This window comes from Desulfobacterales bacterium, from assembly GCA_028704555.1.
Lineage (GTDB): Bacteria > Desulfobacterota > Desulfobacteria > Desulfobacterales > JAQWFD01 > JAQWFD01.
Genome location: JAQWFD010000047.1, coordinates 1 through 26,458 on the forward strand (window position 1 = coordinate 1; position 26,458 = coordinate 26,458).

General features: G+C 48.4%; 23 protein-coding genes and 1 pseudogene. 13 read left to right on the plus strand and 11 right to left on the minus strand.

The window, feature by feature from the left end:
* Positions 1-708 precede the first annotated feature (708 nt).
* From PHQ97_14070 to PHQ97_14090, 5 genes are all read left to right on the plus strand, one after another.
* Entirely contained in the window at positions 709-918 is a 210-nt protein-coding gene (locus PHQ97_14070) for a hypothetical protein (GenBank protein MDD4393862.1), read from the plus strand.
* On the plus strand, positions 915-2,411 hold the full coding sequence (locus PHQ97_14075; protein MDD4393863.1) for a sodium:solute symporter family protein: 1,497 nt from the start codon (positions 915-917) through the stop codon (positions 2,409-2,411). Before PHQ97_14070 ends, PHQ97_14075 begins: the two co-directional genes overlap by 4 nt.
* Positions 2,412-3,307: 896 nt before the next feature.
* Complete coding sequence (locus PHQ97_14080) at positions 3,308-4,744, plus strand: xanthine/uracil/vitamin C permease (GenBank protein MDD4393864.1); 1,437 nt, start codon at positions 3,308-3,310, stop codon at positions 4,742-4,744.
* A 73-nt stretch (positions 4,745-4,817) separates the two neighbouring features.
* Complete coding sequence (locus PHQ97_14085; protein MDD4393865.1) at positions 4,818-6,518, plus strand: aldehyde ferredoxin oxidoreductase C-terminal domain-containing protein; 1,701 nt, start codon at positions 4,818-4,820, stop codon at positions 6,516-6,518.
* An 88-nt stretch (positions 6,519-6,606) separates the two neighbouring features.
* Entirely contained in the window at positions 6,607-7,773 is a 1,167-nt protein-coding gene (locus PHQ97_14090; protein MDD4393866.1) for an iron-containing alcohol dehydrogenase, read from the plus strand.
* Between the two features lie 452 nt (positions 7,774-8,225).
* Here PHQ97_14090 and PHQ97_14095 read toward each other — a convergent pair whose 3' ends face one another.
* Positions 8,226-9,035, minus strand: coding sequence for an IclR family transcriptional regulator (locus tag PHQ97_14095; protein ID MDD4393867.1), 810 nt, complete (start codon positions 9,033-9,035; stop codon positions 8,226-8,228).
* 486 nt (positions 9,036-9,521) lie between these two features.
* On the opposite strand from PHQ97_14095, the gene PHQ97_14100 reads away from it, so the two are divergent.
* Together PHQ97_14100 and murI are read left to right on the plus strand one after the other, a co-directional pair.
* Entirely contained in the window at positions 9,522-10,934 is a 1,413-nt protein-coding gene (locus PHQ97_14100) for a xanthine/uracil/vitamin C permease (GenBank protein MDD4393868.1), read from the plus strand.
* Between the two features lie 304 nt (positions 10,935-11,238).
* The gene (murI, locus tag PHQ97_14105; GenBank protein MDD4393869.1) at positions 11,239-12,108 is read left to right on the plus strand and encodes a glutamate racemase; all 870 of its coding nucleotides are present in this window, start codon (positions 11,239-11,241) and stop codon (positions 12,106-12,108) included.
* Positions 12,109-12,240: 132 nt separating this feature from the next.
* Here the strand turns inward: murI and PHQ97_14110 are convergent, their stop codons facing one another.
* From PHQ97_14110 to PHQ97_14130, 5 genes are all read right to left on the minus strand, one after another.
* A complete protein-coding gene (locus PHQ97_14110) occupies positions 12,241-12,726 on the minus strand; it encodes a DUF3124 domain-containing protein (protein ID MDD4393870.1) in 486 nt (161 codons plus the stop codon).
* Between the two features lie 240 nt (positions 12,727-12,966).
* On the minus strand, positions 12,967-14,937 hold the full coding sequence (locus PHQ97_14115; GenBank protein ID MDD4393871.1) for a cation:proton antiporter: 1,971 nt from the start codon (positions 14,935-14,937) through the stop codon (positions 12,967-12,969).
* Between the two features lie 15 nt (positions 14,938-14,952).
* Positions 14,953-15,186 (minus strand): hypothetical protein, encoded by a 234-nt coding sequence (locus PHQ97_14120; protein ID MDD4393872.1) that lies wholly within the window; start codon positions 15,184-15,186, stop codon positions 14,953-14,955.
* Positions 15,187-15,200: 14 nt separating this feature from the next.
* Positions 15,201-16,838, minus strand: coding sequence for a 4Fe-4S binding protein (locus tag PHQ97_14125; GenBank protein ID MDD4393873.1), 1,638 nt, complete (start codon positions 16,836-16,838; stop codon positions 15,201-15,203).
* Between the two features lie 11 nt (positions 16,839-16,849).
* A complete protein-coding gene (locus PHQ97_14130) occupies positions 16,850-17,827 on the minus strand; it encodes a DUF362 domain-containing protein (protein MDD4393874.1) in 978 nt (325 codons plus the stop codon).
* Positions 17,828-18,889: 1,062 nt separating this feature from the next.
* On the opposite strand from PHQ97_14130, the gene PHQ97_14135 reads away from it, so the two are divergent.
* The 5 genes and pseudogenes from PHQ97_14135 to PHQ97_14155 all read left to right on the plus strand — a co-directional run bounded on the left by PHQ97_14135 (position 18,890) and on the right by PHQ97_14155 (position 22,846).
* Positions 18,890-19,114: a hypothetical protein gene (locus tag PHQ97_14135; protein MDD4393875.1), complete on the plus strand. Its 225-nt coding sequence runs from the start codon at positions 18,890-18,892 to the stop codon at positions 19,112-19,114.
* A pseudogene (locus PHQ97_14140) lies at positions 19,104-20,782 on the plus strand (methylmalonyl-CoA mutase family protein). The gene PHQ97_14135 and the pseudogene PHQ97_14140 overlap by 11 nt, the downstream one beginning before the upstream one ends.
* Before the next feature lie 17 nt (positions 20,783-20,799).
* Positions 20,800-21,201, plus strand: coding sequence for a cobalamin B12-binding domain-containing protein (locus PHQ97_14145; protein ID MDD4393876.1), 402 nt, complete (start codon positions 20,800-20,802; stop codon positions 21,199-21,201).
* A 132-nt stretch (positions 21,202-21,333) separates the two neighbouring features.
* Positions 21,334-22,305 (plus strand): methylmalonyl Co-A mutase-associated GTPase MeaB, encoded by a 972-nt coding sequence (meaB, locus tag PHQ97_14150; GenBank protein ID MDD4393877.1) that lies wholly within the window; start codon positions 21,334-21,336, stop codon positions 22,303-22,305.
* Between the two features lie 7 nt (positions 22,306-22,312).
* Entirely contained in the window at positions 22,313-22,846 is a 534-nt protein-coding gene (locus PHQ97_14155; protein MDD4393878.1) for a cyclic nucleotide-binding domain-containing protein, read from the plus strand.
* Between the two features lie 58 nt (positions 22,847-22,904).
* Here PHQ97_14155 and PHQ97_14160 read toward each other — a convergent pair whose 3' ends face one another.
* From PHQ97_14160 to PHQ97_14180, 5 genes are all read right to left on the minus strand, one after another.
* A complete protein-coding gene (locus PHQ97_14160; GenBank protein MDD4393879.1) occupies positions 22,905-23,201 on the minus strand; it encodes a hypothetical protein in 297 nt (98 codons plus the stop codon).
* A gap of 317 nt (positions 23,202-23,518) precedes the next feature.
* Positions 23,519-24,256: an HNH endonuclease gene (locus PHQ97_14165; GenBank protein MDD4393880.1), complete on the minus strand. Its 738-nt coding sequence runs from the start codon at positions 24,254-24,256 to the stop codon at positions 23,519-23,521.
* Positions 24,253-24,585, minus strand: coding sequence for a hypothetical protein (locus PHQ97_14170; protein ID MDD4393881.1), 333 nt, complete (start codon positions 24,583-24,585; stop codon positions 24,253-24,255). The genes PHQ97_14165 and PHQ97_14170 overlap by 4 nt, the downstream gene beginning before the upstream one ends.
* 1 nt (position 24,586) lies before the next feature.
* Complete coding sequence (locus PHQ97_14175) at positions 24,587-24,805, minus strand: hypothetical protein (protein MDD4393882.1); 219 nt, start codon at positions 24,803-24,805, stop codon at positions 24,587-24,589.
* A 922-nt stretch (positions 24,806-25,727) separates the two neighbouring features.
* Positions 25,728-25,964 (minus strand): DUF1016 N-terminal domain-containing protein, encoded by a 237-nt coding sequence (locus PHQ97_14180; GenBank protein MDD4393883.1) that lies wholly within the window; start codon positions 25,962-25,964, stop codon positions 25,728-25,730.
* A gap of 385 nt (positions 25,965-26,349) precedes the next feature.
* On the opposite strand from PHQ97_14180, the gene PHQ97_14185 reads away from it, so the two are divergent.
* A partial coding sequence (locus PHQ97_14185; GenBank protein MDD4393884.1) for an NAD(P)H-dependent oxidoreductase occupies positions 26,350-26,458 on the plus strand: 109 nt, incomplete at its 3' end.

Genomic DNA, 26,458 nt, shown 5'->3' on the forward strand with positions numbered 1-26,458 from the left:
CTGTTCAAACCACACCATGTGGAGATTGTCAAGATTTTTGCCCGAACCAGCCCCGTACCCGAAACTGCAGGGCAATGCCACTTAACGGTTTTTTTTATTTTCCATCAGAATTACCGTTTCTTCAACGGATAAACACCATTGCGACGCGTTTCCGCATACTTCCGAAAAAAGCGTCCTGCACAGGCCCCATAACTTATAAACAGGTTATGAACATTTTATGAACATTTGGTAAAAAACTCATTCAGGGGCGATCGACATTAAAGAATATTTTTATTTTCATCCGATGTAACCCCCATTTTGATGGCTATGTAAAAAGTCATATTCAACCCTTATTTGTCATTTGAAAAAATATAAGTGACCGCGGAATCCCGCCCGTTCCCGGCGTACGACATGACGCGATCGGGGGAAAAGATGCCGGCAATGGGCGGGACGGGGCCCGCGACAACGCGGCCGAAATTATGATCAAACCCGAACCTATGAACATGTTATAGACAATATTATAGACATTGATGCAATGGCGTTCATCTCCTGCGGCTCCTCATGCATATGCCGGGGGGGAATAAAATTCGTGCTTATTTGCGGTCACTTCCGTTTTCAACACGAATCACCTGTTTTCGGTTTGACAGGGTTCGCTTTTTTGACTATTAGCTTTTAACTGACAAAATGATTTATTCCGGCTTGACCGGTCAGATAATCGAGAGGACACTTATGGGAAAACATTTCCGGGCATGGGTTTTATGGTTCATATTTCTTTTGGTCATCGATTTTACCGTACCGTTTTTAATATTCGGTCATGTTCCCCGGCTGTCGGGAAGTTTTCTTTTCTGGGTGGCCTGGGTCATCGTGGCCATTATCAGCATGTTCATCATGTTTGCCGGATGGCGGGAAAATAACACACAAGGATCATCAAGACCATGAACGAAGCCTTTTACGCATGGACAGTTTTGTCGGTTTATATCGTCATCGGGGTTGTGGTGGCCGCTATGGCGAGAAAAAAACTCGGCACCGGCATGAATGAGTTCTTTCTGGCCAACCGCCAGCTGGGCGGAATTGTATCCGCCCTGACCTACGCGGCAACCACCTACAGCGCATTCATGATGGTGGGCCTGGCCGGTCTGACCTACAAACTGGGGGTGGGCGCTCTGGGATATGAACTGACCTACCTGTGCGGTCTGGTGCTGGTGGTCTTTTTCGGGCCCCGGTTCTGGCTGGTGGGACATAAATACGATTACCTGACCCATGCCGAGCTTCTGGCAGACCGATACCAGAACCGGGCCGTAGGAATTATCGCCACCGTGCTGTGTCTGGTTTTCCTGATTCCTTATGCGGCAATTCAGCTGATGGGAATCGGGTATCTGCTGTCCGTTGTCTCCAAAGGCGCCATTTCCCTGATCACGGCCATGGCCATCGCCACCCTGCTGGCCATCGTATGGTCGTATATGGCCGGGCTTCGGTCGGTGGCCTGGACAGATGCCCTGCAGGTGGTGATCATGATGGTCACCTCCGTGGTGACCCTTTTCTTTGTGGTATATAAAGGATTCGGCGGGATCGAGCCATTTTTTAACCGCATGAATACGGAAATCCCGGAACTGCTGGCGGGCTCAGGTCTGTTCCGGTTCAATGTATTTTTCGGTCTTGCCCTGCCCTGGCTGTTTTTTTCACTGTCCAACCCTCAGGTGACCCAGCGGCTGTTTGTGCCCAAATCCGTCACGGCGTTCAAGCAGATGATCGGTGGGTTTCTGATTTTCGGATTAATCTACACACTGGTATCCGTGCTGTGGGGATTCAGCGCCCGGCTGCTGCTTCCGGACCTGGCTTCTGCGGATCTGGCAACCCCTTCGCTGCTGGCCCTGGCGATTATTCCAAAGCTGATCGCCATCATCGTGATGGTCGGGATACTATCGGCCGCCATTTCCACGATTGACTCGATTTTGCTGACACTGTCCTCGATGTGCAGCCGCGATCTGGTAAAAAACGGATTCAAGGCTAAAATATCTGAAGAAACCGAATTGAAAATCGGAAAACGCATTATTCCGATACTGGCTGCCATCTTTTTCGTATTTGCCTACTGGGCCGCCGGAAAAACCGGTCTGGCCTTCATGATCGCACCCCTGTCCTCGGCGGCGTCGGCCGGTCTGCTGATGGCGGTGCCCAGCATTATCGGGGCCTTTTTCTGGAAGAAAGCAACCGCTGCCGGGGCGCTGACCAGCATGATCGGCGGCGCGGCACTGGTATTGATCCTCCAGCTGACCGGACTCAAGCCCCTGGGATTATGGCCCGGCGTCTGGGGAGTCATCGTTTGCACAGGCCTGTATATCTGCGTCAGCCTGGTCACCAGAGCCCCGATTGAAAAGGCGGAGGAATTTATCGGTTATCTGGAAAAAGACCTTCCCCGATATAAATTCATATAAAAGAAACGATTCACCCGGTTCACCCAAACGCAGGAAAGGAAGAGAAAAAAATGCCTTGCCTGCATCGTCACCATCCCCCTTTCCGATTCCTGCATGAATTCATTTAAATTCTTTCCAGCCGGGCCTTCAGAAATTATTAAAATAAAACTTATGAACAATTCATGAACACGTTATCAACATTTTTCGAAACAGGACCCTGCACCGCAAATTTCTTTCCGGCCTGCACACCCGATACCTTTTGAATGTATTTTAAGGCTGCTCCCCTTTTCCTGTCGCGCGATTCATTCCGTCCCCTGTGGATCGATAAAAACAAGGCCTTTCAACCCGATTTTATTTTGACGCCGCTTTTGTTCCACCACAGGGCACAATATACAAAACGATCAAAACCCGCCCGCCCTTAGTGTTTCTTGTAGCAAAACAAAAAATATAAATTTTATTTGACATAAAACAATCTCAATAAAAACCATTCAATGACACCCGGAAAAACGGTGTATACTGCTAAAATCTTAATATTTTAACAGGTTATGCCTAAAATTATCGCATGTATATTTTCAATATTTTCCTCTTGACATCAATCTTTTTTATGTATAATTATAAATATGTTTTGAATTATGGTACAAATTTAACTGGCCGAACGATACAAAAAACAAGATTTGCAATATTTGTTTCATTTTACAGAACAAAATATACCACGGCCGTTCCATAATATATTACCATAGCGCATATAACCCAATGGTTTCAGAATTACAGATAACGGTTGGATTTTAAACAGAAGGGGGGGCTCAATTATAGTTCAGCAGCAGCGTCTGCAGAAAAATTAATGCCGGTTGCCTTACAATTGATAATGTATACATATTCGGGTGTGTTGTTACTTTAATTAAGAGGAGTGTTTACAAATGGCTATCATGTTCCCTACAGCGAAAAGAAAGCATGGTGAAGAGCAGCCTTATATTCCCATGGGGCCCTTCAAATTCAGATTACCCTTTATTCATTTTGGCGTGGAAATGGCCGAGGTCTACCAGGCCCTGGTCATGTTTGTCACTGCTCTCGGGGCAATCGCTCTGCTGCAGGATATGTTCGGAATCTCATTTGAACTGGCGCTGACCATCGTCGCATTTCATGAATTGATGTATTGTGTTCAAAATATATTCGGCGATCCGCTGGTACCGGGCTGGATTACACCGGCCATCCCGCTGACAACCGCCTTTCTTCTGAAATACGGTGTGGGTGAAGACAGAATTCAGGCACTGATCGCGCTGCAGATGCTGGTGGGTATCATTTACCTGATTTTAGGTCTGACCGGGCTGGCAAAAAAAATGATCAACCACATTCCCAGGGCCATGCAGTCCGGAATTATCCTGGGCGCCGGAATTGCCGCGATCACGGGAAAATACTGTTTCCAACCCGGCGGCGCAGGACTCACCAAATACCCCTTCAGCATCACCGCTGGCGGCCTGCTGGCGCTGTATCTCCTTTTTTCCAAAGGATTTACGGACAGGGTTAAAAAAGAGGGTTCGGATTCGAAAAGCATCTTCATCAAAATCGCCAATTACGGTATCGTTCCCGGAATCATTCTGGCAATTCTCGTGGGCTGGATCAGCGGCGAAGTTACTTTGCCAAAATTTGAATCCGGCATCATCTTCATCCCCAGATTCAAAGAATGCATCCAGCAGATGTCCATCTTCGGGGTCGGGATTCCGCCGATGAGCACCTGGATCAACGCGATCCCGATGGCCCTGGTGGCGTATATCATTGCCTTCGGCGATATGATCCTGGGACAGACGGTTGTCAATGAGGCCAACAAAATCAGAACCGATGAAGAAATCGATCCGGATGCAAACCGCTTGAGCCTCCTTTGTGGTGTAAGAAACGTGCTGGAAGGCTCCCTGGCACCGACGGTAACGCTGGCTGGCCCCCTGTGGGCAGCCATGACGGTGGCTATTTCCGAGCGGTACAAACTCGGCCGCAAGGCCATGGATTCGATCATCGGCGGTATGGCATCTTTTGATATCATGAAATTCCTCAGCTGTCTGATTCTGCCCCTGATCTGCATCTTCAAGCCGGCCCTGCCGGTCGCCCTTTCCCTGACCCTGATGATCCAGGGGTTTGCCTGTGTCTATATTGCCATGGGCCTGGTCAAAAACAATACTGAACGCGGGGTTGCCGGTATCACCGGCGGCGCACTGGCTATCGCCGGACCGACAGTGGGTCTGGTCGTTGGCCTCGTGCTGAGCTTTTTTCTCCTGGGCAAAGATTCGTTCATGAAAGAAAAACCGGAAGATTCGACACCGGCTGAAAAAAAGGCATTGGAAGAATCCCAGGCAACAACCTGAGGTGTTGATTCATGCCGCTTGACTGATGCCCAATACGGTTAACCCAAAAACACAAAAAACGAGGTAAAACAAAATGGCGGATCTGATCAGAGTAAACCTGACAACCCATACCGTCACCAGGGAACCGGTTCCGAAAGAATACGCGCTCCTTGGCGGACGAGGACTGATCACACAGATACTCTCCGATGAGGTAGACCCCGAGTGTCATCCCCTCGGAGAGGAAAACAAACTTGTCATTGCCCCGGGCCTGTTTACCGGAACACGTGTTCCCAGCACCGGCCGTTTATCGGTCGGCGCAAAAAGTCCGCATACCGGCGGAATCAAAGAAAGCAACGGGGGCGGCACCGCCGCTACAAAACTGGCAAAACTTGGCATAAAAGCCATTATTCTGGAAGGAAAGCCGGCAACCCCTGTCTGGAATACCCTGAGCGTTACGGCCGATTCGATTCAGATCGTACCCGCAGAAGGGTTGACCGGCCTCGGTAATTTCAAAACAACGACAAAACTCCAGGAAACCTACGGCACCAAAGCATCCTTTATTACCATCGGACAGGGTGGCGAGATGCAAATGGGAACTGCCACCGTGGCCATTACCGATATGGATGGCCTGCCGAACCGGCATTGCGGCCGTGGAGGAATGGGCGCCGTCATGGGGTCCAAGTACATTAAAGCTATTATTATAGATGATACCGGTGCTGACGGGCATTTGTTCGAAATGACCGATAAAGTAGCGTTCAATGCCGAGGCCAAGGAATGGGCAAAACAGCTGGTCGAAAGCGGAAAAGGCCTTCATAATTTCGGAACTGCTGTACTGGTTAACCCGATCAGCCAGAACGGCGGACTGCCGACCCGAAATTTCAGCATGGGAACATTTGAAGGATCGGAAAAAATAAACGGCCAGATGCTGACCAAAACCATCAACGAACGCGGCGGAAAGGTCGGCCATGGGTGTTCACCGGGGTGTGCCATCCGGTGTTCCAATGTGTACAACGATTTGGATGGTAATTACGTGGTATCCGGCCTGGAATATGAAACCATCGCCCTGATGGGGTCCAACCTGGAAATCGATTCACTGGACGTGATCGCCAAATTAAATTATTTATGCAATGACTACGGTGTCGATACCATGGAAATTGGTGTCACCATCGGCGTGGCCATGGAAGCAGGCCTTGCCGCTTTTGGTGACGGCGATGCCGCCATTTCCCTGCTCAATGAACTTCCCAGGGGGACGGTTCTGGGCAAATTAATCGGTCAGGGTGCCACGGTAACGGGAAGAGTGCTGGGAATTACCCGGGTACCGGCGACAAAAGGGCAAGCCATGTCCGGCTATGACCCGAGAGCGCTCAAAGGAACAGGAATCACCTATGCCACCTCAACGATGGGCGGCGATCATACGGCTGGAAACTGTCTTCCGGGACGGGGGGGGGTCGATCCCAACCGGTCTGAAGGACAGGTTGCTGTATCACGGGATCTGCAGATCATGTCCACCGTTGTCGACAATATGGGGCTTTGCCTGTTTGTCGGACCGCTTCCGGGTTCCATGGAACGTATTGCCCGATTGATTTCGGCAGCAACGGGAAAAGAAACCAGCGTGGAAGATCTTCTCGAGATGGGGAAAAGCATCCTGAGGCTGGAGATAAAGTTTAATACCAAAGCGGGTTTTACCAAAGCCGACAACCGACTGCCCGAATTTTTCAGAAAAGAAACTCTGGGGCCAAAAAAGCTGGTGTTTGATATCGATCCGGCCGAACTTGATGAGGTGATGAATTTCTAATGCGGACTGACAGTTGCCATGAGAGGCTGTTTGATTCCGCCCGTTACACAATATTAAAAATTACCACACCCAACGAAAGGAAGTAGCAATGAAAAATTACAATCAGGCATTTGGATTTTACCTTCCTACAAAACTTGTTTATGAAATCGGCGCTATCAAAAACAAACTGGCATCCGAAATTAAAGTGCTGAATACCGACACGGTGACGATCGTTACGGACAAGGGCGTTATCGGTGCAGGTCTGTTGAAGAATGTAGAAGCGGCCCTGAACGAAAAAAAAATTACCTATAATATTTTTGACGGGGTTGAACCCAATCCCAGTACGGACACTTGTTATCAATGTGCCGAAACGGCTAAAGCCATCAGCGCGGGCGCCTTTATCGCCGTCGGCGGTGGCAGCCCCATGGATGTGGCAAAAACCGCCGCTATATTAATGACCAATGGCGGCAACCTCGACAAGTATGAAGGCGTTGATAAATTTGAAAAAGATCCGCTTCCCATCCTGGCGATACCAACAACCGCCGGGACCGGCAGTGAGGTCACTCCGTTTGCTGTCATCACCATCCGTGCTCGAAATTATAAAATGACAATCGTGAGCTATCGTTTCCTCCCCAAAGTCGCATTTCTTGATCCGACCGTCCTGACATCTATTCCGCCACACATTGCGGCCTCTTGTGGTATGGATGCACTGACCCATGCAATCGAGTCTTACACCAATCTGGTTGCCTCCCCCTTCACGGATGCATTCGGTGCGGAAGCCATTCGATTGATCGGTAAATACTTGAGAGCTTTTGTCGCAAACCGTGCGGATATGGAAGCGGCCGGCGCAATGTGTGTCGCCAGCAATCTGGCTGGAATCGCCTTTGGTATTGCCAGACTGGGTAATGTTCACGCCATGGCCCATCCGCTAAGCGGTTTTTTCAATGTTCCTCATGGCGTTGCTAACGCCATCATCCTCACAAAGGTTATGGAATATAATATGCTGGCGGATCATGGCAAATACAAACGAATTGCCGCCCTTATGGGAGAAGATGTTTCCGGATTATCAGACCTGGAAGCCGCACCGATTGCCATCGAAGCGGTTCAGAACCTCGCCGATGATGTCGGAATCCCGAAAACGCTGACCGAAGTCGGTGTTAAAAAAGATAAAATTGAAGAGATGGCAAAAGATGCCATGTTAAGCGGAAATGTCAAAATCAACCCCAGAATGAGCACCCTGAAAGATATCATCAACCTGTATCTTTCAGCCATGTAAGCCGAAGGGGTTATCCGTTTACGGGTAACCCTTTCCCCCTTCCCCCATCGATTGACTGCTGTTTTCTGTTCACATTATCTCCTGCCTCCCGACGGTGAGACCCGACCGGTCTCACCGTCACCTTCATCTCCTTGAATCAGCGACCTTCAAACCGACTGCGCAGCGCTATCGCTGGAGGGGCACGTCGTTTGAGAAAAAAGGCATCGGGTTTTTATCTTTATAACATCCTCAAGGGAGCAGCAAGATACTATAAATTTAAACCCTGTGATTTAAAAACTTCCGGACAAACCGATTATAAAAAAAGGGGCGGCTGATCGAGGATAGATGGGAATGGATATAAAATACCCGGATTGGATGGAAAAACAGGGGTGCTTCAGGTATCTGCTCCCCCCCCCGGGAATCCCCCTTCGGGAAAAGGGGGATGCTTGGTTACTGACCGCTGGGGATAGCAGTCATGAATCCGATTTTTCATCGACAAAATTTTCATCACCCCCCTGATAACCCATTACTTTTGAAAACTCCCGCGTTGCTTCCAGCAGCTCACGGATGCAAAAATTTCGATGCGCTTCATCGTTAAAACGGATTTCCGGAATATCCACACTCAGACAGCAAAGCAATCTGCCATCAAGATCAAGTACGGGGGCACTGATGGATCCAAGGCCGGCGGATCGTTCCCCCATGCTGAGAGCAAATCCTTTTTTCCGTATATTTTCCAGATCCTCTCTGAGTAATTTAATATTGTTGATGGTATTTTTCGTAAACGGTTCAATTTTTAAATTCCGGATGTATGTTTCCGTAAAATCGGCAGACGCAAACGAAAGAAGACACTTGGGGGTTGCGCCTGCATACAGGGGAGAGGTCGAACCGATCGGTATAGTCCCTTTTAAAGGCTGGGAGGAGTCCACGCAATCAATGCACAAGCGCATATTATCCTGGATGACATTCAGATGAATCGTCTCCCGGGTCGATGTCAACAGCCGATTCATAAACGCAGCGGCGATCCGCCTCATTGAATGGGGTTCAAGGGAGGACCCCAGATAATCATATGCAGCCTCACCCATAAAATACAGACGTGTCTCGGGATCCTGCGCTACAAAATTGTACGATTTCAGAGTCTGCAAGATTCTCTGGACCGTCGCCGGACTGAATCCCAGGTGCTTACTTAATGCCCTTACCCCCCACGAAGGGTGTTCCACCCTGAAGGCCAATAGGATTTTGAGCGCCTTTTCCACAGAATTCGAGCTTGATTCAGCATGTTCCATATTATAAAACCCCCTTTTATTAAAACTATAAAATAGTACAACCCATTCCGGCTTGTCAAGACAATATCCATAATATTTAATAACTATAATTATATTTTAATATCTGATAGTTATAACGATATTTTTTATTTATAAAAGCCAGATTCCGGCTTGACTCTCATATCGATTGGGTATAATTAACCTTATGATAAGGTTTGTTCCATTTGTATTACATTTTGATACAATTAAACATTTTTTTATTTAATTGTAAATAGCCGTTTGGATACGATTTGTTTCATATTGCAAAACAATCACTGATCTACCCAATCGTACCGATGCCATCTAAGCAGATGACATAAATCTTTACTTACCGTTTTTCAATTTAAATTTTATGAGGTTACGTATTTAACAGGGAAAGGAAAATTTTTAAACTTAATAAAATTGAGCTGGTTAGATATGCCGGGGCAACAGTTGATTTTCCAGTACCAAACAAGGAGGAATAAACGAATGGCTGTTTTTTTGACTAAAATTCGAAGAAAATACGGGGAGGAAACTCCATATATCCCTTTCGGGCCGTTTAAAATCAGAATTCCATTTATTCACTGGGGCATTGAGATGACCGAGATCCTTCAGGCCATGGTCATGTTCGTTACGGGCATGGGGGCTGTCGCCGTTCTCCAGGATGTATTTGGAATGCCATTTGAAGTTGCGCTGACAATTGTATGTTTTCACGAACTCACCTACTGTCTTCACCAGGTCTTCGGCGACCCCCTGATTCCGGGCTGGATTTCTCCGGCAGTTCCGCTGATGCTTGCATTTTTACTCAAATTCGGTGTCGGAATCGACAGAATTCATGCGTTAATTGCAGTTCAACTTTTGGTCGGCGTCATCTTCCTGATCATGGGGTTGACAGGATTTGCGAAAAAGCTGATCGATATCGTCCCCAAAGCCATGCAATCCGGAATTATTCTGGGCGCCGGCATCGCCGCGATAACCGGTAAATACGGATTTTTACCCTCCGGTACCGGATTTTATAAATACCCGTTCAGTATTACGCTGGGCGGCCTGTTTGCCTTTTATCTGCTGTTTTCAAAGGGATTTACCCAAAAAGTTCGTTCGGCCGGCATTGGTTCAAAAAGCATCTTCGTCAAAATAGCACATTACGGAATCGTCCCCGGAATTATACTGGGAATTATCGTCGGATGGTTGACCGGAGAAATTCCTTTGCCGGAATGGCAATCAGGGCTGTTTTTCATTCCCCAGGTCAAGGAAGTGTTTACGACCTATTCGATTTTCGGTGCCGGCATACCTCCTCTGGATATATGGATGAAAGCCCTTCCCATGGCCATCGTGGCTTATATTGTTGCATTCGGCGATATGATCGTTGGACAGACCATCGTCATGGAGGCACAAAAAAATTTCCGGCCGGATGAAATCGTCGACTCCAACGCGAATCGGTTAAATTTAATGTGTGCCATACGAAATTTTCTGGAAGGCAGCTTTGCACCGACCGTTACACTGGCCGGGCCCCTGTGGGCGGCAATGACGGTTGCTGTTGCAGAGCGTTATAAACTGGGACGAAATGCCATGGATTCTATTTTTGGCGGTTCTGGCAGTTTTAATTTTATGAAATTTGCCAGTTGCCTGATTCTGCCCCTGGTCTGTATTTTCAAACCCTCCCTTCCGGTAGCGCTGTCCCTGACGCTGTTAATTCAGGGCTTTGCCTGTGTCTTTATCGCCATGAATCTGGTGGACACCAATGCCGAAAGAGGTGTCGCCGGAATTACCGGGGGCGCGCTGGCCGTGGCCGGCCCCACCACCGGTCTGGTCGTCGGCATCTTGCTGAGCCTGATTCTTCTGGGAAAAGGCTGTTTTGGCAAAAAAAAAGAGGCCCCCGAAACGGTTGCCTCTGAGATCTGATACGACGCTTACATTTGTCCCCGCCTCACTGTTGCCGATGGGCCGATCCATAACGGACCATCGGTAACGGTTTGCCTGCCAGCTGATTTTTTTTCCGATCCGTGCATGACCTGCAAGCACACCGCTGTTCATTCAGAAAAAAGAGGCTCGATCATAACTTCGGCCATAGTTCCGAAGAGTGGCCGCGACAACCTGGCCGAAATTATGATCAAGCCCGAAAAAGGATTGTCCTTTTCCGGTAAAATCAGTAAATAAGAATTAATTTCTGTTTTTTTAATGTATTTTTTATAACCGGATCATTTAAATGACTCAAGATATTCATCCGATCGGAATTTTCGACTCGGGATACGGCGGGCTGACCATCCTGAAGGAAATTGTAAACAAACTGCCTGATTATGATTTTTATTATCTCGGGGATAATGCACGCACGCCCTATGGCACCCGTTCCTATGACATCGTGTATCAATACACCCGTGAAGCGGTTATCAAACTTTTCGATATGGGCTGTCATCTCGTGATCCTGGCGTGCAACACGGCATCGGCCAAAGCACTTCGAACCCTCCAGCAAAATGATATTCCCCGCATCGATCCGAACAGACGGGTATTGGGCGTGATCCGGCCCAGCGTCGAAAAAATTCCCGAACTTACCCGAACCCGTCACGTGGGAATCCTGGCCACCACCGGCACAGTTTTATCTGACTCCTATCCGATGGAAATACGAAAAATATCCGGGGGCAATGACATCATCACACATCAGGAAGCATGCCCGATGTGGGTTCCTATCGTTGAAAACAATGAAATCGATACGCCCGGGGCCGCGTACTTTATCCGGAAAGACATAACCCGTCTCATCGATAAAGATCCGCTCATCGATACGCTTGTCCTGGCCTGCACACATTACCCCCTGTTATTGAAGCAGATCATAAAAATCGTTCCCGGACATATCCGCATCATATCGCAGGGAAAAATCGTTGCAGCCTCTCTGGTGGATTATCTGAAACGGCATCCGGAAATGGACGCTGTCTGCACAAAAAACGGTACACTGAATTTTTTCACCACCGAATCGATTCGTACGTTTGAAGAAAAAGCGGAGTTTTTTCTGAATCACGGGCTGAGGGTACATCACATCCATTTAACTGAAACGCCCATCCATAATTTGATATGTTCACGTTAATTTCAAAGTAAGCGGGACAATCGGGGCCGGGACGGTCCCTCACGACGCTGTGGCCGCAGTTATGATCAAGCCCGAAAAAGCCTGTGCAGGGTAAGCGAGGCAGAAGTGTTTCGTAGCCGATGTTCAACACGCTTACTTCGATGTAATGATTACCTGACCGCGAGAGGTAAACGAAACGCCTTGCTGAGAGGCTGTGCCAATCATTATTGATTCAACAACCGGCGGATTAACAAATTTGTCGGATTCCCATCCGACGATAAAACTGGCGCCCGATCCGCCGCTTTTGTCTCGTTCCGGTATGATATAACGTATGGATTCCAAAGGGTTTAAAATGACCGTCTTGTCTAAATATTTTTTTAAGAATTTCCCCTGTGTTTCGTAATAATCGACCGTGGTGATTTTGATTTGATCCCCGGGATCAATATTTCTGATGCTTAACGTTACCGTCAGCAAAAAAGGCCTTTCACGGTCGCCACTGTAGATATGTGAATAAGCCGGCACATAGATGGTCTGCCCGTCAGACAGCCCGATTTTTTCCTCAGCCTGTAACGGCAGGGAGGAGAAAAAACAAATAACTAAAAAAATAGACACATAAATAAAATGACAGCTTTTTTTCATAGTTGCTCTCCACGCCAATGAATAATGTCCGTCTCTCAAATCCAATGCGATAAAAGTAAGGGCTCTCTCAGAAATAAGTTCGCAATTTTAAATGTTGAGGCGCCTGTCTGACAAAGCACGAAAGTGAAGGAATATCAAGCATATTCCGAGCTTTCGTAACGCAGCCAGGCAGGATGCATCGGCGCTTAAAATGTGAAGTTATTTCTGAGTGAGCCCTAAGGGGCCTGCCCCCCCTTTTCATCAGACAGTTTGACCAACCCCAGCCAATTTTCTGAATTCACTCCGCTCCTGTTGATTGCCGACAACCGCCACCAGATCTCCTTGCTGAAACAAATAATCGGCTTCAGGATTCGGATAAAATACTTTTCCATGGATAACCCCTACAACTGACGCACCGGTTCTGGTGCGAACGGCCGCATCTTTAATGCTCCTGCTGACAAGACCGCTTCCGGGTGTAAGTGTGACCCATGAAATTTCTAACATATTTTTTATATTATCAAATTTGGCAAGCAGCTGCTGATCCTGGTTTGATGCATAAATCGGTGCATAAAACTGTTGTCGAACCGCATCCGTATATTGCTGAATTGCTTCAACAGGAATTTCAAAATGAATAAGCGTCTGTCTCGCAATTTCTATTCCCGTCTCCATTTCCGGCAGCAGTGCCATATAAACTCCGCTTTCATATAATGCCCGCATTTGCTCAACGCCCTCGGTCCTGGCAATAATATGCAATTCAGGCTTAAGACGATGGGCCTGTTTTACAATGGCCTGCCCCGTAATCACTGAAGGAATGGTAATAAGTAAAAGCCTTGATTTCAGTAATTTTGATACTTCCAGTACGGTTGGTTGGCTTATGTCGCCATAGATTACAGGAAATTTTGCATTCTTGCATTCAAGCATTCGCTGATGATTCAATTCAACAATGACAAAGGGGAGATCAAGCTGGGTCAGAACCTGAGCGATGTATTGCCCCACCCGCCCGCCACCGGCAATGACAACATGATCTTCAAATCCGGATTGCGGTATGTTTTCTGTCTGCAGCGGCTCATAATGAAATAACTGTTTTTTTAACTTGTAAAGTGGCGTTGCCATCGCTGAAACAAATGGGGTAACGAGCATGCTCAGAACCGACAAAGCCAGCACCAGTGAATACAGATCGTTGTCGAGGATATTCGATTCAAGGCCCACCCTCGCCAGAACAAATGAGAACTCGCCCACCTGAAACAGCCCGAGACCGACTGCAATGGGAATAATATTGATATATCCGAATATCATGGCCAGCACGTAAAATATTGAGGCTTTGAAAACCGCAACGATTAAAACCAGGAAGAGAATCATTTTCCAATTCTCAAACAAAAAGGCCGGATCAAGGAGCATGCCAACGGATGTAAAAAACAAAAGGCCAAAGATGTCTCTTAATGGAACAATATCGCTCAGCGCCTGATGACCATAATCCGACTCACTGAGAACCATTCCGGCAACAAAAGCGCCGAAAGCAAAGGAGAGCCCAAACAGATATGTGGCATATCCAATACCCAGCCCTATGGCGGTTATGGATAAAATAAAAAGCTCCCTGGAGTTCCACTGAGCCACATACGACAACAGCCAGGGAAGCAGCTTGCGACCCAGATAAAACATCAGCACGAGGAACACTACCGACTTGATTACAGCAACGGCTAACAGGGGAAGGCCTGCCTCTGGATTGCTCAGTTGAGGCAGGATAATCATCATCGGAATAACAGCCAGATCCTGAACAATCAACATTCCAATCATTACCCGACTGGAAAGGGTCCCCACAAGCCCCCTGCCCATAAGGGTCTTCAGGGTGACCATAGTACTGGAAAGAGATATTAACGCACCAAACCACACTGCACGCGCAGAGGACCAGCCTAAATATTTACCGAGGCAGAATCCAATACCGATCGTAAGAAGAATTTGAACGGGCGTGCCAATCAGAGCAATCTTTCGTACCGATTTTAATTCACCTAAAGAGAATTCCAGTCCAAGGGCAAACAGAAGAAGGGCGACTCCAATTTCTGCCAGCAGTTCAATGTCGTGAATATCACCGACCGTAACCCCGCCGGTGTACGGCCCTACTACGATGCCTGCAAATATGTATCCTAAAATCAACGGCTGTCTGAGTCGTTGCGCAACAAGCGCACCAATCAGTGCCGCAACCACGATAATTACGATATCTGATGCTAACCCCACAATGGAGACCTCACTTCAAAACATTGCATTTAATTCCCGAACCGATAAAACACCGGGTTCGGTCAAAGCCTTTTTACCGCTCCTTGTCAATCGCTTTTTCATCGAGCCCCTGTGCCCCGTAATTTCAGTCAGAAAGAGCCCTGATGATGGCCAAATGTGTCGATAGTATCCCAAAAACAATAAAATCGCCATACCGAGCTCTGATATCTGGCCATTGATCACCGGCACCTGGCGTATGGCGATGTTCATCCAAATTACACCCCTTACCATGTAAAGCCGGGCGGCGGCAGTTCGGGTGCCTGGTTTCTTTCCCCTTCAGCTGCCGGAAGCTTGTCCCCGGGGCGAATCGTTAAAGACAGACCCGCATCCACTGCCGCATCCCGGGTGGATCCCTCTGCCAGCCGGATTTCACCCATGGGTTCGACCACGATGGCGGCCTGTGCCTGAACCGGGCAGTGATGTTCGCAGAACCCGCACCCGCTGCAGCGGCTTTCGTTCACAAAGGGCACAGCCACGGAATGATCGGGTAACTGCCTGAATTCCAGGGCATTATACGGGCAGACCTCGTCACAGACCAGGCACCGGCGATCAAATTCCCACGCGAGGCATTTATGCCGGATGACATAGGCCGTGCCGATTTTAGCCCATGTTTTTTCTTCTATCGGAAGGGGTCGGATCGCGCCGGTCGGACATACCTGACCGCATACATTGCATTGAGCCTCACAGGGCCCCCGCCGGGGAATCAATATGGGGCTGAACCATCCGGATACGCCGGCCGCAAGGCCGAGCGGCTGGAGGGTATTGGTGGGGCAGGCCTTCATGCACTCGCCGCAGCGAATGCACCGGTCAAGAAATGCGGGTTCCGGCAACGCCCCGGGCGGACGGATCATCGAAGGATGTAAAATTTGTCCCGGCCCCGGTTTGCCGTGAAGCTGATACAGCCCCGTATACATGAGAGCGGCAGATGCAATGCCGGTTATTCCGGAAAAAACAAATTGCCTCCGATCGGCGAAAAGCGCATTGAAACCGCAGGAGCCGGCGTGGCGTCCCGAGGAAAAGGTAACCGCATTCACCGGGCATACCCGCACACAGGTTTCGCATACGATGCATTCTGAAAAATCCGTGTTCAACGGATCACTTCCGATCGCCTGCATGGGGCAGGCCCTCTGGCAGGCGCCACAACGGATGCATGTATCACTTACCTGACGTCTGATCAATGGTTTTACGCTGCACAGGGCAAACAGAGCGCCTGCCGGGCACAGGTACCGGCACCAGAACCGGGGCGTTATCAGCGCGCAGGTAAAAATGCCGGCAAACATGAGGGCGGATACCCACTGGAGCGCATACCGCGGCAGGGGCATGCGGGCATAGACCAGTGAGGGGATATCCAGAAAATCCGCAACCGGGCGCAGCACGACAAGTCCGATATCGGCCGCCAGGCAGGCTGCCGGATAGACAATCAATCCGTAGAACCGGGTGATCAGGGACAGGGGAGATGCTGCAAACACCAGCGAAATGCCGCACAGGGCTGACCCCAGGATAAACGCCAGCACGTAATATTTTATCCGGGGGCGGCGGGCGGCTGTGGAGATCATATTTGGCGCTTCGGCTTTATCCGTTTTCCCGAGCGTCCGGTCAAAGCCGTCAACAGTCGTGCCCATGGGGCAGATCATACCGCAGAAAAACCGGCCCATAACGGGGGCAAGTATCAGCAGCACTACCGCCGGCCAGAACACCCATAACACGGTTCGGGAGCTGAGCCAGGTTCCGGATGCCGCCAGCGGATCCATGCGCAGAAACACATTCACCGGCACGGAAGATACCAGTGGAAAAGCGGCCAGAAAAAGAAGGCCAATAAAGGCGGCCAAGCTCAGAATTTGAACAAGTCTCTGAAACGTCATGAATGTATGGCCTATGCGTCTATTGTTTTTATCCGGAGATTTTCGATATCCATGCGTCCAAGCCCGCGTTCATGGGCCAGGAGGATATGCTTGACCTGACGCGGCTCCATTTTCCGTCCATACCATTGGCACAGGGCCACGGCCTGGGCATCGGCCGCCACCATATCGGCGGATGCGATCACACTGTTTATCGAAAGCACTTCGCCGGGACCGGCCGGTCCGTTGGTGGACAGGACCCGGGTGGCGTCGATAACGACCAGGTCGGGTTTGAGCAGGGAGTTCAGGTCCACGATGGCCGTACTCAGATCATAGCGGTAATGCATGACCGACCGGTTCCATATCAGGCCCATCATCCCTTTCATGGACAGGCTCACCCCCGTGCTTGAGTGGGATTTGGCCACCGGCGCGGCGATGAGCACATCGGCCTCCAGAACATCTTTCATGACCTCGGTCTTTTTAAACGATTTGCCGTCGGGGATCGGCGTTTCCCTGAAAAACCGGCTTTGGTCGATCCCCTGTACAATGTCTTCATCAAAAACAGCGCAGGCGTCTTTGACGCCTTCGATACACAGCTCACTGGAACGAAGGGGGTGATCCAGCACCCGTACGCGGGAGGCACCGGCTTCCCGGGCCATGGCCACCAGTTCACGGACAAGCTCGGGGCTGGTGTTTGATGCCGGCTCCCGGGTAAATGCAAAGCTCATGTTCGGCTTGATCACCACCTTGTTTCCGGGCTTAACAAACCGTTTCATGCCCCCGACAAGCGCCACCGCCGCCCGTGCCGCCGGGCCGGGGGCACCCTTTGCAACGGCAAGGTCCGGATATGCCTGTCCATAGAGCAGGGTCGGAATCGAGATCCCGGAAACGCTCAGGCAGGTCAATGCGGCGCATCGGGCCTGAAGTTTGAGAAACTGCCTCCGATCCAGGGGATGCGCGAGCGTCCGTTGCAGACGACTCATAAGTTCATGAAAAAAACGAAGGTCCATCATGGCATAACCTCCTTAAAAAATGAGTAAAATAAAAAGAAAGGCGGGTTTGATCATAACGTCGTGAGAACCGTCCCGGCCGCTGCCGGCTTCTCCGGCACGATACGGCGGCAGCGGGCGGGACTTGGAAACTACACGTAAGAGAATATGGCCGCAGTTATGATCAAACCCGGAAAGGAAAATTATGGGTCGCATTCAGGAAACGAACTGGTTTGATCCGGTTGCATGAATGGGACTATATTATCACGTAATAAAAGAGACTGTCAGGTCAAAACAACCAGCCGATGGCAGGAAGCAAAAACTATACTCGAAAGAAATAAATAATATTCATAAAATAATTTATTGACAATAAAACATATTGACATAATAATTAGTTATATATTTATTAAAAAAAATTTTGTAAAGAAGCCCTGCCCCGGAGACATGACTTTTGTTATAAGCCCTTTAAGCGGACGAGAATGATTGTTACCACTATTGATAGTTAATCTGATGCAGTCATTGTCTTTTTTTTTCTCGTTACTTTAATACTTCTAATTTTTTTTCCAAATCCAAACCCACTGCGTATACTCAACACCTTGCTCAAAAATGGTTAGGTCAGCAGATTTTACACTTTAAATTTCAGGACTCATTGAATACTTGAATTTCTGTCCTTCATTTTAAGATTTCTGCCGATTCTGATATCGACAACCTGGACGGCACTCTTATCAATAATATGTACATGATCGATTTGGATATTGTACGCTATTATTTCACTGCCTTGCTGTTCAGGAATTGCGCTGATTCAGGGCTCAGCTCCAAAAGTTACCTTGCCCGTTCATATTCTTAGGGGCCGTTACGAAATAAGGGTTTGATCGATATTTGGGACTTCTGGCAATTTGATGTCGGCAAAGCCCTTGAACTCCGCCCGTACCCGGAGGGTATTCATTTTTCATCTATGATTAAAACAACCCCTCGGCATATCGTCCTTTTTTTAAAACGATTAAACGATTTTATCACATCCTATCCGTCCATGAGAAGAATGTTTTTAACATTTCTAATGAAGGCGAAAAGTTTAATTCCGGAAGTTTGGGAAAATCAGCGGTTCAGATCAATCCCGATAGTTTATCTTTTTTTAATACAGACCAATCAATCGATTTCGGTTTTGTATGCCCCTGGTTTTTCAATGCAGCATTAAAAAAATCAAGCAGCCTTTGGGCTGAAAATTTCATGCAACAGGCGAAAAAACAGATACTTGACGCCAAATTTATTAACGTGGAACAGGCATGGCAGGAGGTAGATTATGTTCAATAAAAATGATTTGGAAAAGATCAAGCAGGACAAACAAAAATGGGAAGACGGTACGCTGAAAAAAGTTCTGGATAAACGAGGCGAGCAGAAAAAAGTATTTACCAGTATTTCGGGGATTCCAACGGAAAGGCTCTATTCCCCGCCGGATATCTCTGATCTGGATTATGGCAGGGACCTGGGGTTTCCGGGTGATTATCCCTATACCCGCGGGGTGCAGCCGACCATGTATCGGGGACGGTACTGGACCATGCGCCAGTATGCCGGTTTTGGCAGCGCCAAGGAAACCAACGAGCGCTACCGATACCTGCTCGATCAGGGCCAGACCGGATTGAGTGTGGCGTTTCACCTGCCGACTCAGGCCGGTTATGACAGCGATCACCCATTGGCGATGGGAGAGGTCGGCAAAGTTGGCGTTGCCATCGATTCGATCGATGACATGCGCGTACTTTTTGATCAGATTCCTCTGGATAAAGTAACCACATCCATGACCATCAATGCGCCGGCCCCCGTACTGCTGGCCATGTACCTGTCGCTTGCCGAAGAGCAGGGCGTTTCTATGGACAAGGTCGGCGGCACGATCCAGAACGATGTACTCAAAGAAATCATTTGCCGCGGGCAGTATATCTACCCGCCAAAACCCACCATGCGGCTGACGGTGGATTTGATTGAATACTGCCAGAAGCAAGTACCCAGATGGAACTCGATCAGCGTCAGCGGCTATCATATCCGGGAATCGGGCTCCACTGCCGCCCAGGAGATGGCATTTACTATCGCCAATGGAATCGCCTATACCCAGGCCTGTATTGACAGAGGCATGGATGTGGATTCATTCGCCCCGCGTCTGAGCTTTTTCTTCAACTGTTTTACCAACGTCGTGGAAGAGGTGGCCAAATTCAGGGCCGCACGTCGCTACTGGGCCAAAGTAATGAAGGAGAGATTCGGCGCCAAAAATCCCAGCTCCATGATGCTTCGCTATCACGTGCAGACCGGCGGTGTGACGCTGACCGCTCAGCAGCCCCTCAACAATATCGTCCGGGTGGCACTCCAGACCTATGCCGCCGCGCTGGGCGGTTGCCAGTCCCTGCATACCAACTCCTATGACGAGGCCCTTTGCCTGCCGACGCAGGAAGCCGTGACTGTGGCACTTCGAACCCAGCAGATCGTGGCCGAAGAAAGCGGTTCCACATTGACGATCGATCCCCTGGCCGGTTCCTATTTCGTGGAGAAAATGACGGATCAGATTGAAGATGAAATCGATCAATACATCAAAAAAATTGATGCCATGGGCGGCACCCTGACTGCAATTGAGCATGGATATATTCAAAAAGAAATCCAGAACAGCTCCTACCGGTTCCTAAAGACATCGAATCCGGAGAGCGGGTCTATGTGGGTATCAACAAATATACCATGGAAGAGCCCCCGCTCACCAACCTTCTGAAGGTCGATATGAAACAGGGAGATATCGAAACGGATAAACTCAAAAAGCTGCGTGCAAAACGGGATACCGGTAAATGGGAAAAAGCCCTGAATCATCTGCAAGAGGTGTCGGGAACCAATGAGAATGTGGTTCCCGCCGTGATCCAGGCGGTCAAGGCGCGGGCGACCGTCGGAGAAATTTGCGATGTATGGCGCAATGTTTTTGGTGAATATCGACCCAAGGAATTTATCTAACAGGGAGGTAACAGATCATGGCAGAAAAAAAAATCAAAATAATCGTGGCAAAACCCGGACTCGACGGACATGATCGAGGTGCCAAACTTCTGAGTCGAATATTCGCGGAGTCCGGCATGGAAGTCATTTATACCGGCTTGAGACAAACACCGGAGATGATCGTGGAAGCCGCTTTGCAGGAAGATGCGGACGTGGTGGGCCTCAGCAGTCTGTCGGGCGTGCATAATTATTTCTTCCCCCGGGTCGTTGAGCTGCTCCGGAAAAAACATATGGATGATGTCCTGGTCGTCGGAGGCGGAATCATTCCAAAAGAAGACATCCCGAGTCTGAAGGAGGCGGGTATCGCTGCAATCTTTGGTCCTGGCACCAATACGGACGATATCGTAGATTTCATAAAGGATGCAGTTCGAAATAAATGACCGGTGCGCATCATGATCGACGTTGGTTCAATCCCTAAATCGGACAGTTTGTAATGCATTTAATATTGTCCCCGGACGGCGGCACGACAGTTGCCGTCCGGGGACCGTTAACACAATCAGGATCGCTTGATAATGAATATGGATTACGCCGCTGAAATAATAAAAGGCTCCTCCCAAGCCGTATCCCGGATGATTTCATGGTTGGAAAATGAGGATGACCGGGCCCGGCCGTGCATGGAAAAGCTCTACAAGCATACCGGAAACGCCTATATCATAGGAATCACCGGAGCTCCGGGGGCGGGCAAAAGCACATTGACTGATAAACTGACCCGGCACCTTCGCCGGCAGGGTCTGACGGTCGGGATCATTGCTGTAGATCCGACCAGTCCGTTTACCGGCGGAGCGATTCTCGGCGACCGGGTGAGAATGAGCGAAATAGCCCTGGATCCGGGCGTATTTATTCGAAGCATGGCAACGCGAGGGTATCTGGGCGGACTGGCGCAGGCCACAGGCAACGCCGTCAAGGTTCTGGATGCCTCCGGAAAAGATATCGTTCTGATCGAAACCGTCGGCGTGGGGCAGGATGAGGTGGATATTATTCGTATTGCGGATACCGTCTGTCTGGTACTGGTACCCGGACTGGGCGACGTGATTCAGAGCATGAAGGCCGGCGTAATGGAAATTGCCGACGTATATGCAATTAATAAGGCGGATCGACAGGGCGCCGATCAGTTGTTTGCCGAGGTGTCCAATCGTGTGGCACAGGATGCCCAGATTCGCGAACGACTCTGGGAGCCCCCGGTCCTGCAGACCATATCGACAGAGGATGAAGGTATTGTGGCGTTGGCAGAGGCGTTAAAATGCCATCAGGACCATCTGAAAAACACCGGAAGGCTTTTGAACAAACGCCGGGAGCGAATCCATCAGGAGACGCTTCAAATGATTAATTACGAGCTTTTCAGGCGGGTTGAAATGCACCTGGCCGCCAACGGCCGTCTGGATACTATGGTTAACGCCATCATGAATCATGAAGAAAATCCGTATACGATCATACGACAGGTGCTGGATGAGTGCGTGCGTCTTCCCCGGAAGCCTGAAAAATGAGGTGGGCATGGTTTCTTTAGAAATTTTAAAAAAATTTGATATATTTTCAAATATGCCTTCGGATAAACTGAAACACATCTCACAGCAGGCGCGTTTGTTGGAATTTTCTGCCGGAGAGGTTCTGGCGCGAAAGGATGATCCGGCATTGAACCTGTATGGTGTTGTCCGCGGAGAAGTGCAATTGAGCCTGCCGGTTGTCTGTCGCCTGCTGACGGCGGATATTCATACCGAAAAAGGAGAACCGGACCGGGTTCAAACGCAGGGAAAACAGATGATGATAGATGTCGTGGAACCGGGTGAAATTTGCGGATGGTCCGCCATGCTCGATGACGGCAGGCAGACGACCAACCTTACAGGTTCAAAACCGGGTCAGATATTATATATTTCAGCCGCTATTTTGAAGGATATGTGCCGGAAGGACCCGCTCACGGGATATGAACTGACAAACAAACTCCTTCAGGTGGTATCCGACCGGCTCCGAACCCGAACGAAAAATCTGGTGGAAACCTGGGGAGAATCTTTCGAGATAGAGGGAGAATGATCAGAAAACGACTCAGGGCCGCTTAACGGCACGCTGAGACAGACCTTATCCGGCACCCTCATGCACAGCGCATTTGGCTCTGGCGATATTTTCCACATCCCCCATGACAATCCGCGTCCGTCCATTTGCCAGCATCATTGCGGGACGGGTTGAATTCAATTTCGCCGTCACCGTTCTTGACCGCCATGCCCAGAAGATTAAACTTTTCCTTGAATCCTGAATCCCGGATCGTGCTGCCGCCCCCCCTGGAGGATTCACAAATTTTAATTTCATGAATTCTCAGATTACCCGGGTTGCTTCTTAACATGCTGTCGAGAAAATCCACAACGGTCAGGCTGAGCATTTCCGAAGCCATTCGAAGCCGTCATGGTTACATAAAGCGTATTTTCGTCCTACACCAGCGTTTTCTGCTCAATCCCGTTTAACGCGAGACGGTATCCCCCGCTGCTGTGCTTTTCGAACATACCCTGCTCCTTTACCACGTTTATCATTCCCGGTCATTTCCTTTAGCTCAACGCCAGACAGAAGCCTCGCAATTCAACTGCCTTAAACTGCTCGTGCAGATCGTTGAAGGCCCCGGAGATGTATTTCAGAAAAATTAGCCCAAGAACAATTTGATCGGATTTCTATTTTTTTCTTCTTCAATTGAACAGCAACCTACTCGCAGTAGCATTAATTATCCTTAAATATATTTTTCCTATGAAAATTGATAAAGTCTTTATCTGGCAGAAAACGACTTGGCAAAGTTATCAATTTGCGATCATATTTCACTATCAGTTCGTGTGTCACCTTATTTGAAACCAAAACCTGGTAATTATCGTCTATTGTAATAAGCCCCTTATCAAAAGCACGGTCGTGAAGCGCATTCAGACAGAGTCCATTCATTGGATTTAATCGGTTTTTTTTATCATGTGCCCATGGCACAATATGACTGGCGATCAGCAAATCACAATTATCAATTCCAGTAATACAGCATGAATTATTGTATGATGTTAAGATCATTTTTCGAAAAAAATTCTGATTGACGCGAACTTGTACAGTTGAGCTTTTCGTTTCTCCATCTTTTAACGGAATTACTTCATAAGCCTTGACAGATTCGTTTTCGGACATTTTTGCCATTCGCATTTCACTTTCAAAAGCCATTGATTCCCAATCCTCAAAAAATTCATTCCATACTTCACGATCAAGTTTACTTACATTCGCAGCCCCTTTGCGTTCAATTGTAGGATCAATGCTTGAAAAATTAGCCAATTTGTAACTTACAGACCCGGGAGTTCTTTCAAGTTTGTTGGCTAAATCAATGATTTCAGGATTTCTCATGTGGATTTTACCGAACTGAGTTTTGCAGTAGAGATTAATGGCTAAAATTAGCTCGTCTCTCGTCCACCGTTTTCGTTCAAAGACTTTCATATCAAACCCTTCTTTGACATAACTTCATATTCGTTCCAATTTTTAAGAGAAGCCCTTATAAATCTTTCGATCATCAGATTTGCATCAATCTCTATTGTGGGAAGATCCTCTGTTAACTCAACTTTTTCCAGCTCATGCCAGATGTGATCATCGACCGTAAAGGCACTATCTTGTAAGTCAGGAAGACCAACTTCTGATGGAATAAAAAACAGTTTATCCTTTAACAAAAGCAGGATTTGCCTCTCCTTGATTTGGCCTGAAATGACAATGTCATTAAATTTCTTATAATTGCAGGCGTCGCGATAGAGATAGCTTAATCGTGTATTCATATTATTTTCCAGCCATGTTTAAAAAATCTGTCCCTGAATGGTGCGCTTTATGTCTTTGCAGCGTATTCCAAGTTCCCGAACTTAAAGTATGCCCATCAAGATTGTTTTTTATGATCGTTTTCAATTCTGGATATAAATAATCAGCTGCTGGCGAATCAGGTATGGATATTTCTTCCTTTTCAATTTTTATCTGTTTTGGGTCAAGGCCAATGATAAACATTCTATCCCCGTGTTGCGGTTTGTTCATTGGAGGCGGACCAAATATTATATCGATATTTCATCCGATGTATCCCAAAAATAGATATAGGACATGCATTACCTCAGGTACTGGTCGATGTCTACAACTATTGCATGGTACCGATCCTCCCAGAAAACTCCCTCTTCCTCTTTTTTCGGATGTTAAACGCTTGACCCGTTCGTCCGGTAGTTAGTTGAATAGGTTCTAACCATCACAGGGGTTACCAGCAGATGAATGATTGTGGGTTACCCTATAATTCAACACACAAACTGCAAAGGCCGAAACGTTTTTTCGCGTGATGGAGCCAACTTAATCACCATTTCCGGTCTTTTACAAATTTTAAATAAAACTCTTTTTTATGGTATTGATGAGAGATATGCCAAATGTATCTGGGAATGAGACGCCTGTTTGCGCTTGCCATTGATCTTAAAAAAATCCTTTTTAAAGATTAGAAATACGGTTCGGAGTGTACCCTTATTTTCTTAGAACACGCTTTTTGGCGTCCAAAAATTCGCGCCAAGCTAAGCCGTATCCAGAGATACTATTTTGGGCTTGATCATAACTGCGGCCACAATGTTCAGGCGTCCGTCCCTTCCGTTTCCCTCTTTTCCTGCTCGATTCGGCGGTTTTCGTACGCCGGGAACTGAACTCCGAGGCTATGCATGGGAAAATATGGCCGCAGTTATGATCGAGCCCACTATTTTCAAGTGAACTGATTTTATTTCAATACGTTAGTTTGGTCAGACCTCTGAATCTGCTGAACCTGAACCCAAAATCTCGTTACGGATGCAAACAAGGCCGTCGTTTGGGGACCAGACACATCGCATTTAACCGCATGCGCATGATAGTGCTATGCGCACCCTACCCGTCTGACGCTTGATCAGGTGGCAGAGGAAGCCTGATATCAAGGTGACCCCAGCACTCCCCCAGGGAATTTTGCAACGAGCTGCTGCAAAATCAGGGCTTCATTCGTTTCATGCATTTGTGCCACAGCCGGTGGCACAATTCCCAACGCTGGGTATTCACGATAAAATGACACCATCCGTTTGATATTCCGCTCCGAAAATCCTTTTTCGCCGGGCAGCTCGTTTTTTAAATCAACGGCAAGCCGGGGGATGACGTCTGCACCCCATCCTTCCATCCGTTACCGCTGCACTATCATCGGTCAGATGTCCCGGCACATCAGGATCAGAACGTATAGCCAACAAACCTCTTGAACATTTTCCGATTTTGCTGGTATCAATAAAGATATGCGGATGGCTACAACACCCCGTGAAATCGAACCCCCCGATCCTGCCACCCGCATTTCATTATTGGGCTCGATCATAACTGCGGCCATATTTTGCTGTGCGTAGCCTCGGAGTCCCGTCCGTTCGCGGCATCCCCCGGATCGCGCAGGAGAAGCCGGAAACGCGCGGGACGGACTCCGTGACATGGTGGCCGCAGTTATGATCAAGCCCTGATTATTTCCGTATCCGTCCGCCAGCAACCCCACGTTTTATATTCAACCCAAGGAGAATAACCCCATGAACGTTGTTGCATTCAACGGCAGTGCCAGAAAAGACGGGAACACGGCCATCCTGATCAACACGGTTTTTTCCGAACTTGAAAAAGAAGGCATTGAAACCGAGCAGG

Excerpts from the sequence above, each read along its gene's own strand:
- PHQ97_14155 (MDD4393878.1), top strand. The coding sequence starts at position 22,313 with ATGGTTTCTTTAGAAATTTTAAAAAAATTTGATATATTTTCAAATATG.
- PHQ97_14160 (MDD4393879.1), bottom strand. The coding sequence starts at position 23,201 with ATGGCTTCGGAAATGCTCAGCCTGACCGTTGTGGATTTTCTCGACAGC.
- PHQ97_14085 (MDD4393865.1), top strand. The coding sequence starts at position 4,818 with ATGGCGGATCTGATCAGAGTAAACCTGACAACCCATACCGTCACCAGG.
- PHQ97_14180 (MDD4393883.1), bottom strand. The coding sequence starts at position 25,964 with ATGGAAGGATGGGGTGCAGACGTCATCCCCCGGCTTGCCGTTGATTTA.
- PHQ97_14100 (MDD4393868.1), top strand. The coding sequence starts at position 9,522 with ATGGCTGTTTTTTTGACTAAAATTCGAAGAAAATACGGGGAGGAAACT.
- PHQ97_14175 (MDD4393882.1), bottom strand. The coding sequence starts at position 24,805 with ATGTTTATCATTGGCCTTGACCCAAAACAGATAAAAATTGAAAAGGAA.
- meaB (MDD4393877.1), top strand. The coding sequence starts at position 21,334 with ATGAATATGGATTACGCCGCTGAAATAATAAAAGGCTCCTCCCAAGCC.
- PHQ97_14165 (MDD4393880.1), bottom strand. The coding sequence starts at position 24,256 with ATGAAAGTCTTTGAACGAAAACGGTGGACGAGAGACGAGCTAATTTTA.
- PHQ97_14125 (MDD4393873.1), bottom strand. The coding sequence starts at position 16,838 with ATGACGTTTCAGAGACTTGTTCAAATTCTGAGCTTGGCCGCCTTTATT.
- PHQ97_14120 (MDD4393872.1), bottom strand. The coding sequence starts at position 15,186 with ATGAACATCGCCATACGCCAGGTGCCGGTGATCAATGGCCAGATATCA.
- PHQ97_14075 (MDD4393863.1), top strand. The coding sequence starts at position 915 with ATGAACGAAGCCTTTTACGCATGGACAGTTTTGTCGGTTTATATCGTC.
- PHQ97_14095 (MDD4393867.1), bottom strand. The coding sequence starts at position 9,035 with ATGGAACATGCTGAATCAAGCTCGAATTCTGTGGAAAAGGCGCTCAAA.
- PHQ97_14130 (MDD4393874.1), bottom strand. The coding sequence starts at position 17,827 with ATGATGGACCTTCGTTTTTTTCATGAACTTATGAGTCGTCTGCAACGG.
- PHQ97_14080 (MDD4393864.1), top strand. The coding sequence starts at position 3,308 with ATGGCTATCATGTTCCCTACAGCGAAAAGAAAGCATGGTGAAGAGCAG.
- PHQ97_14145 (MDD4393876.1), top strand. The coding sequence starts at position 20,800 with ATGGCAGAAAAAAAAATCAAAATAATCGTGGCAAAACCCGGACTCGAC.
- PHQ97_14090 (MDD4393866.1), top strand. The coding sequence starts at position 6,607 with ATGAAAAATTACAATCAGGCATTTGGATTTTACCTTCCTACAAAACTT.
- PHQ97_14070 (MDD4393862.1), top strand. The coding sequence starts at position 709 with ATGGGAAAACATTTCCGGGCATGGGTTTTATGGTTCATATTTCTTTTG.
- PHQ97_14170 (MDD4393881.1), bottom strand. The coding sequence starts at position 24,585 with ATGAATACACGATTAAGCTATCTCTATCGCGACGCCTGCAATTATAAG.
- murI (MDD4393869.1), top strand. The coding sequence starts at position 11,239 with ATGACTCAAGATATTCATCCGATCGGAATTTTCGACTCGGGATACGGC.
- PHQ97_14110 (MDD4393870.1), bottom strand. The coding sequence starts at position 12,726 with ATGAAAAAAAGCTGTCATTTTATTTATGTGTCTATTTTTTTAGTTATT.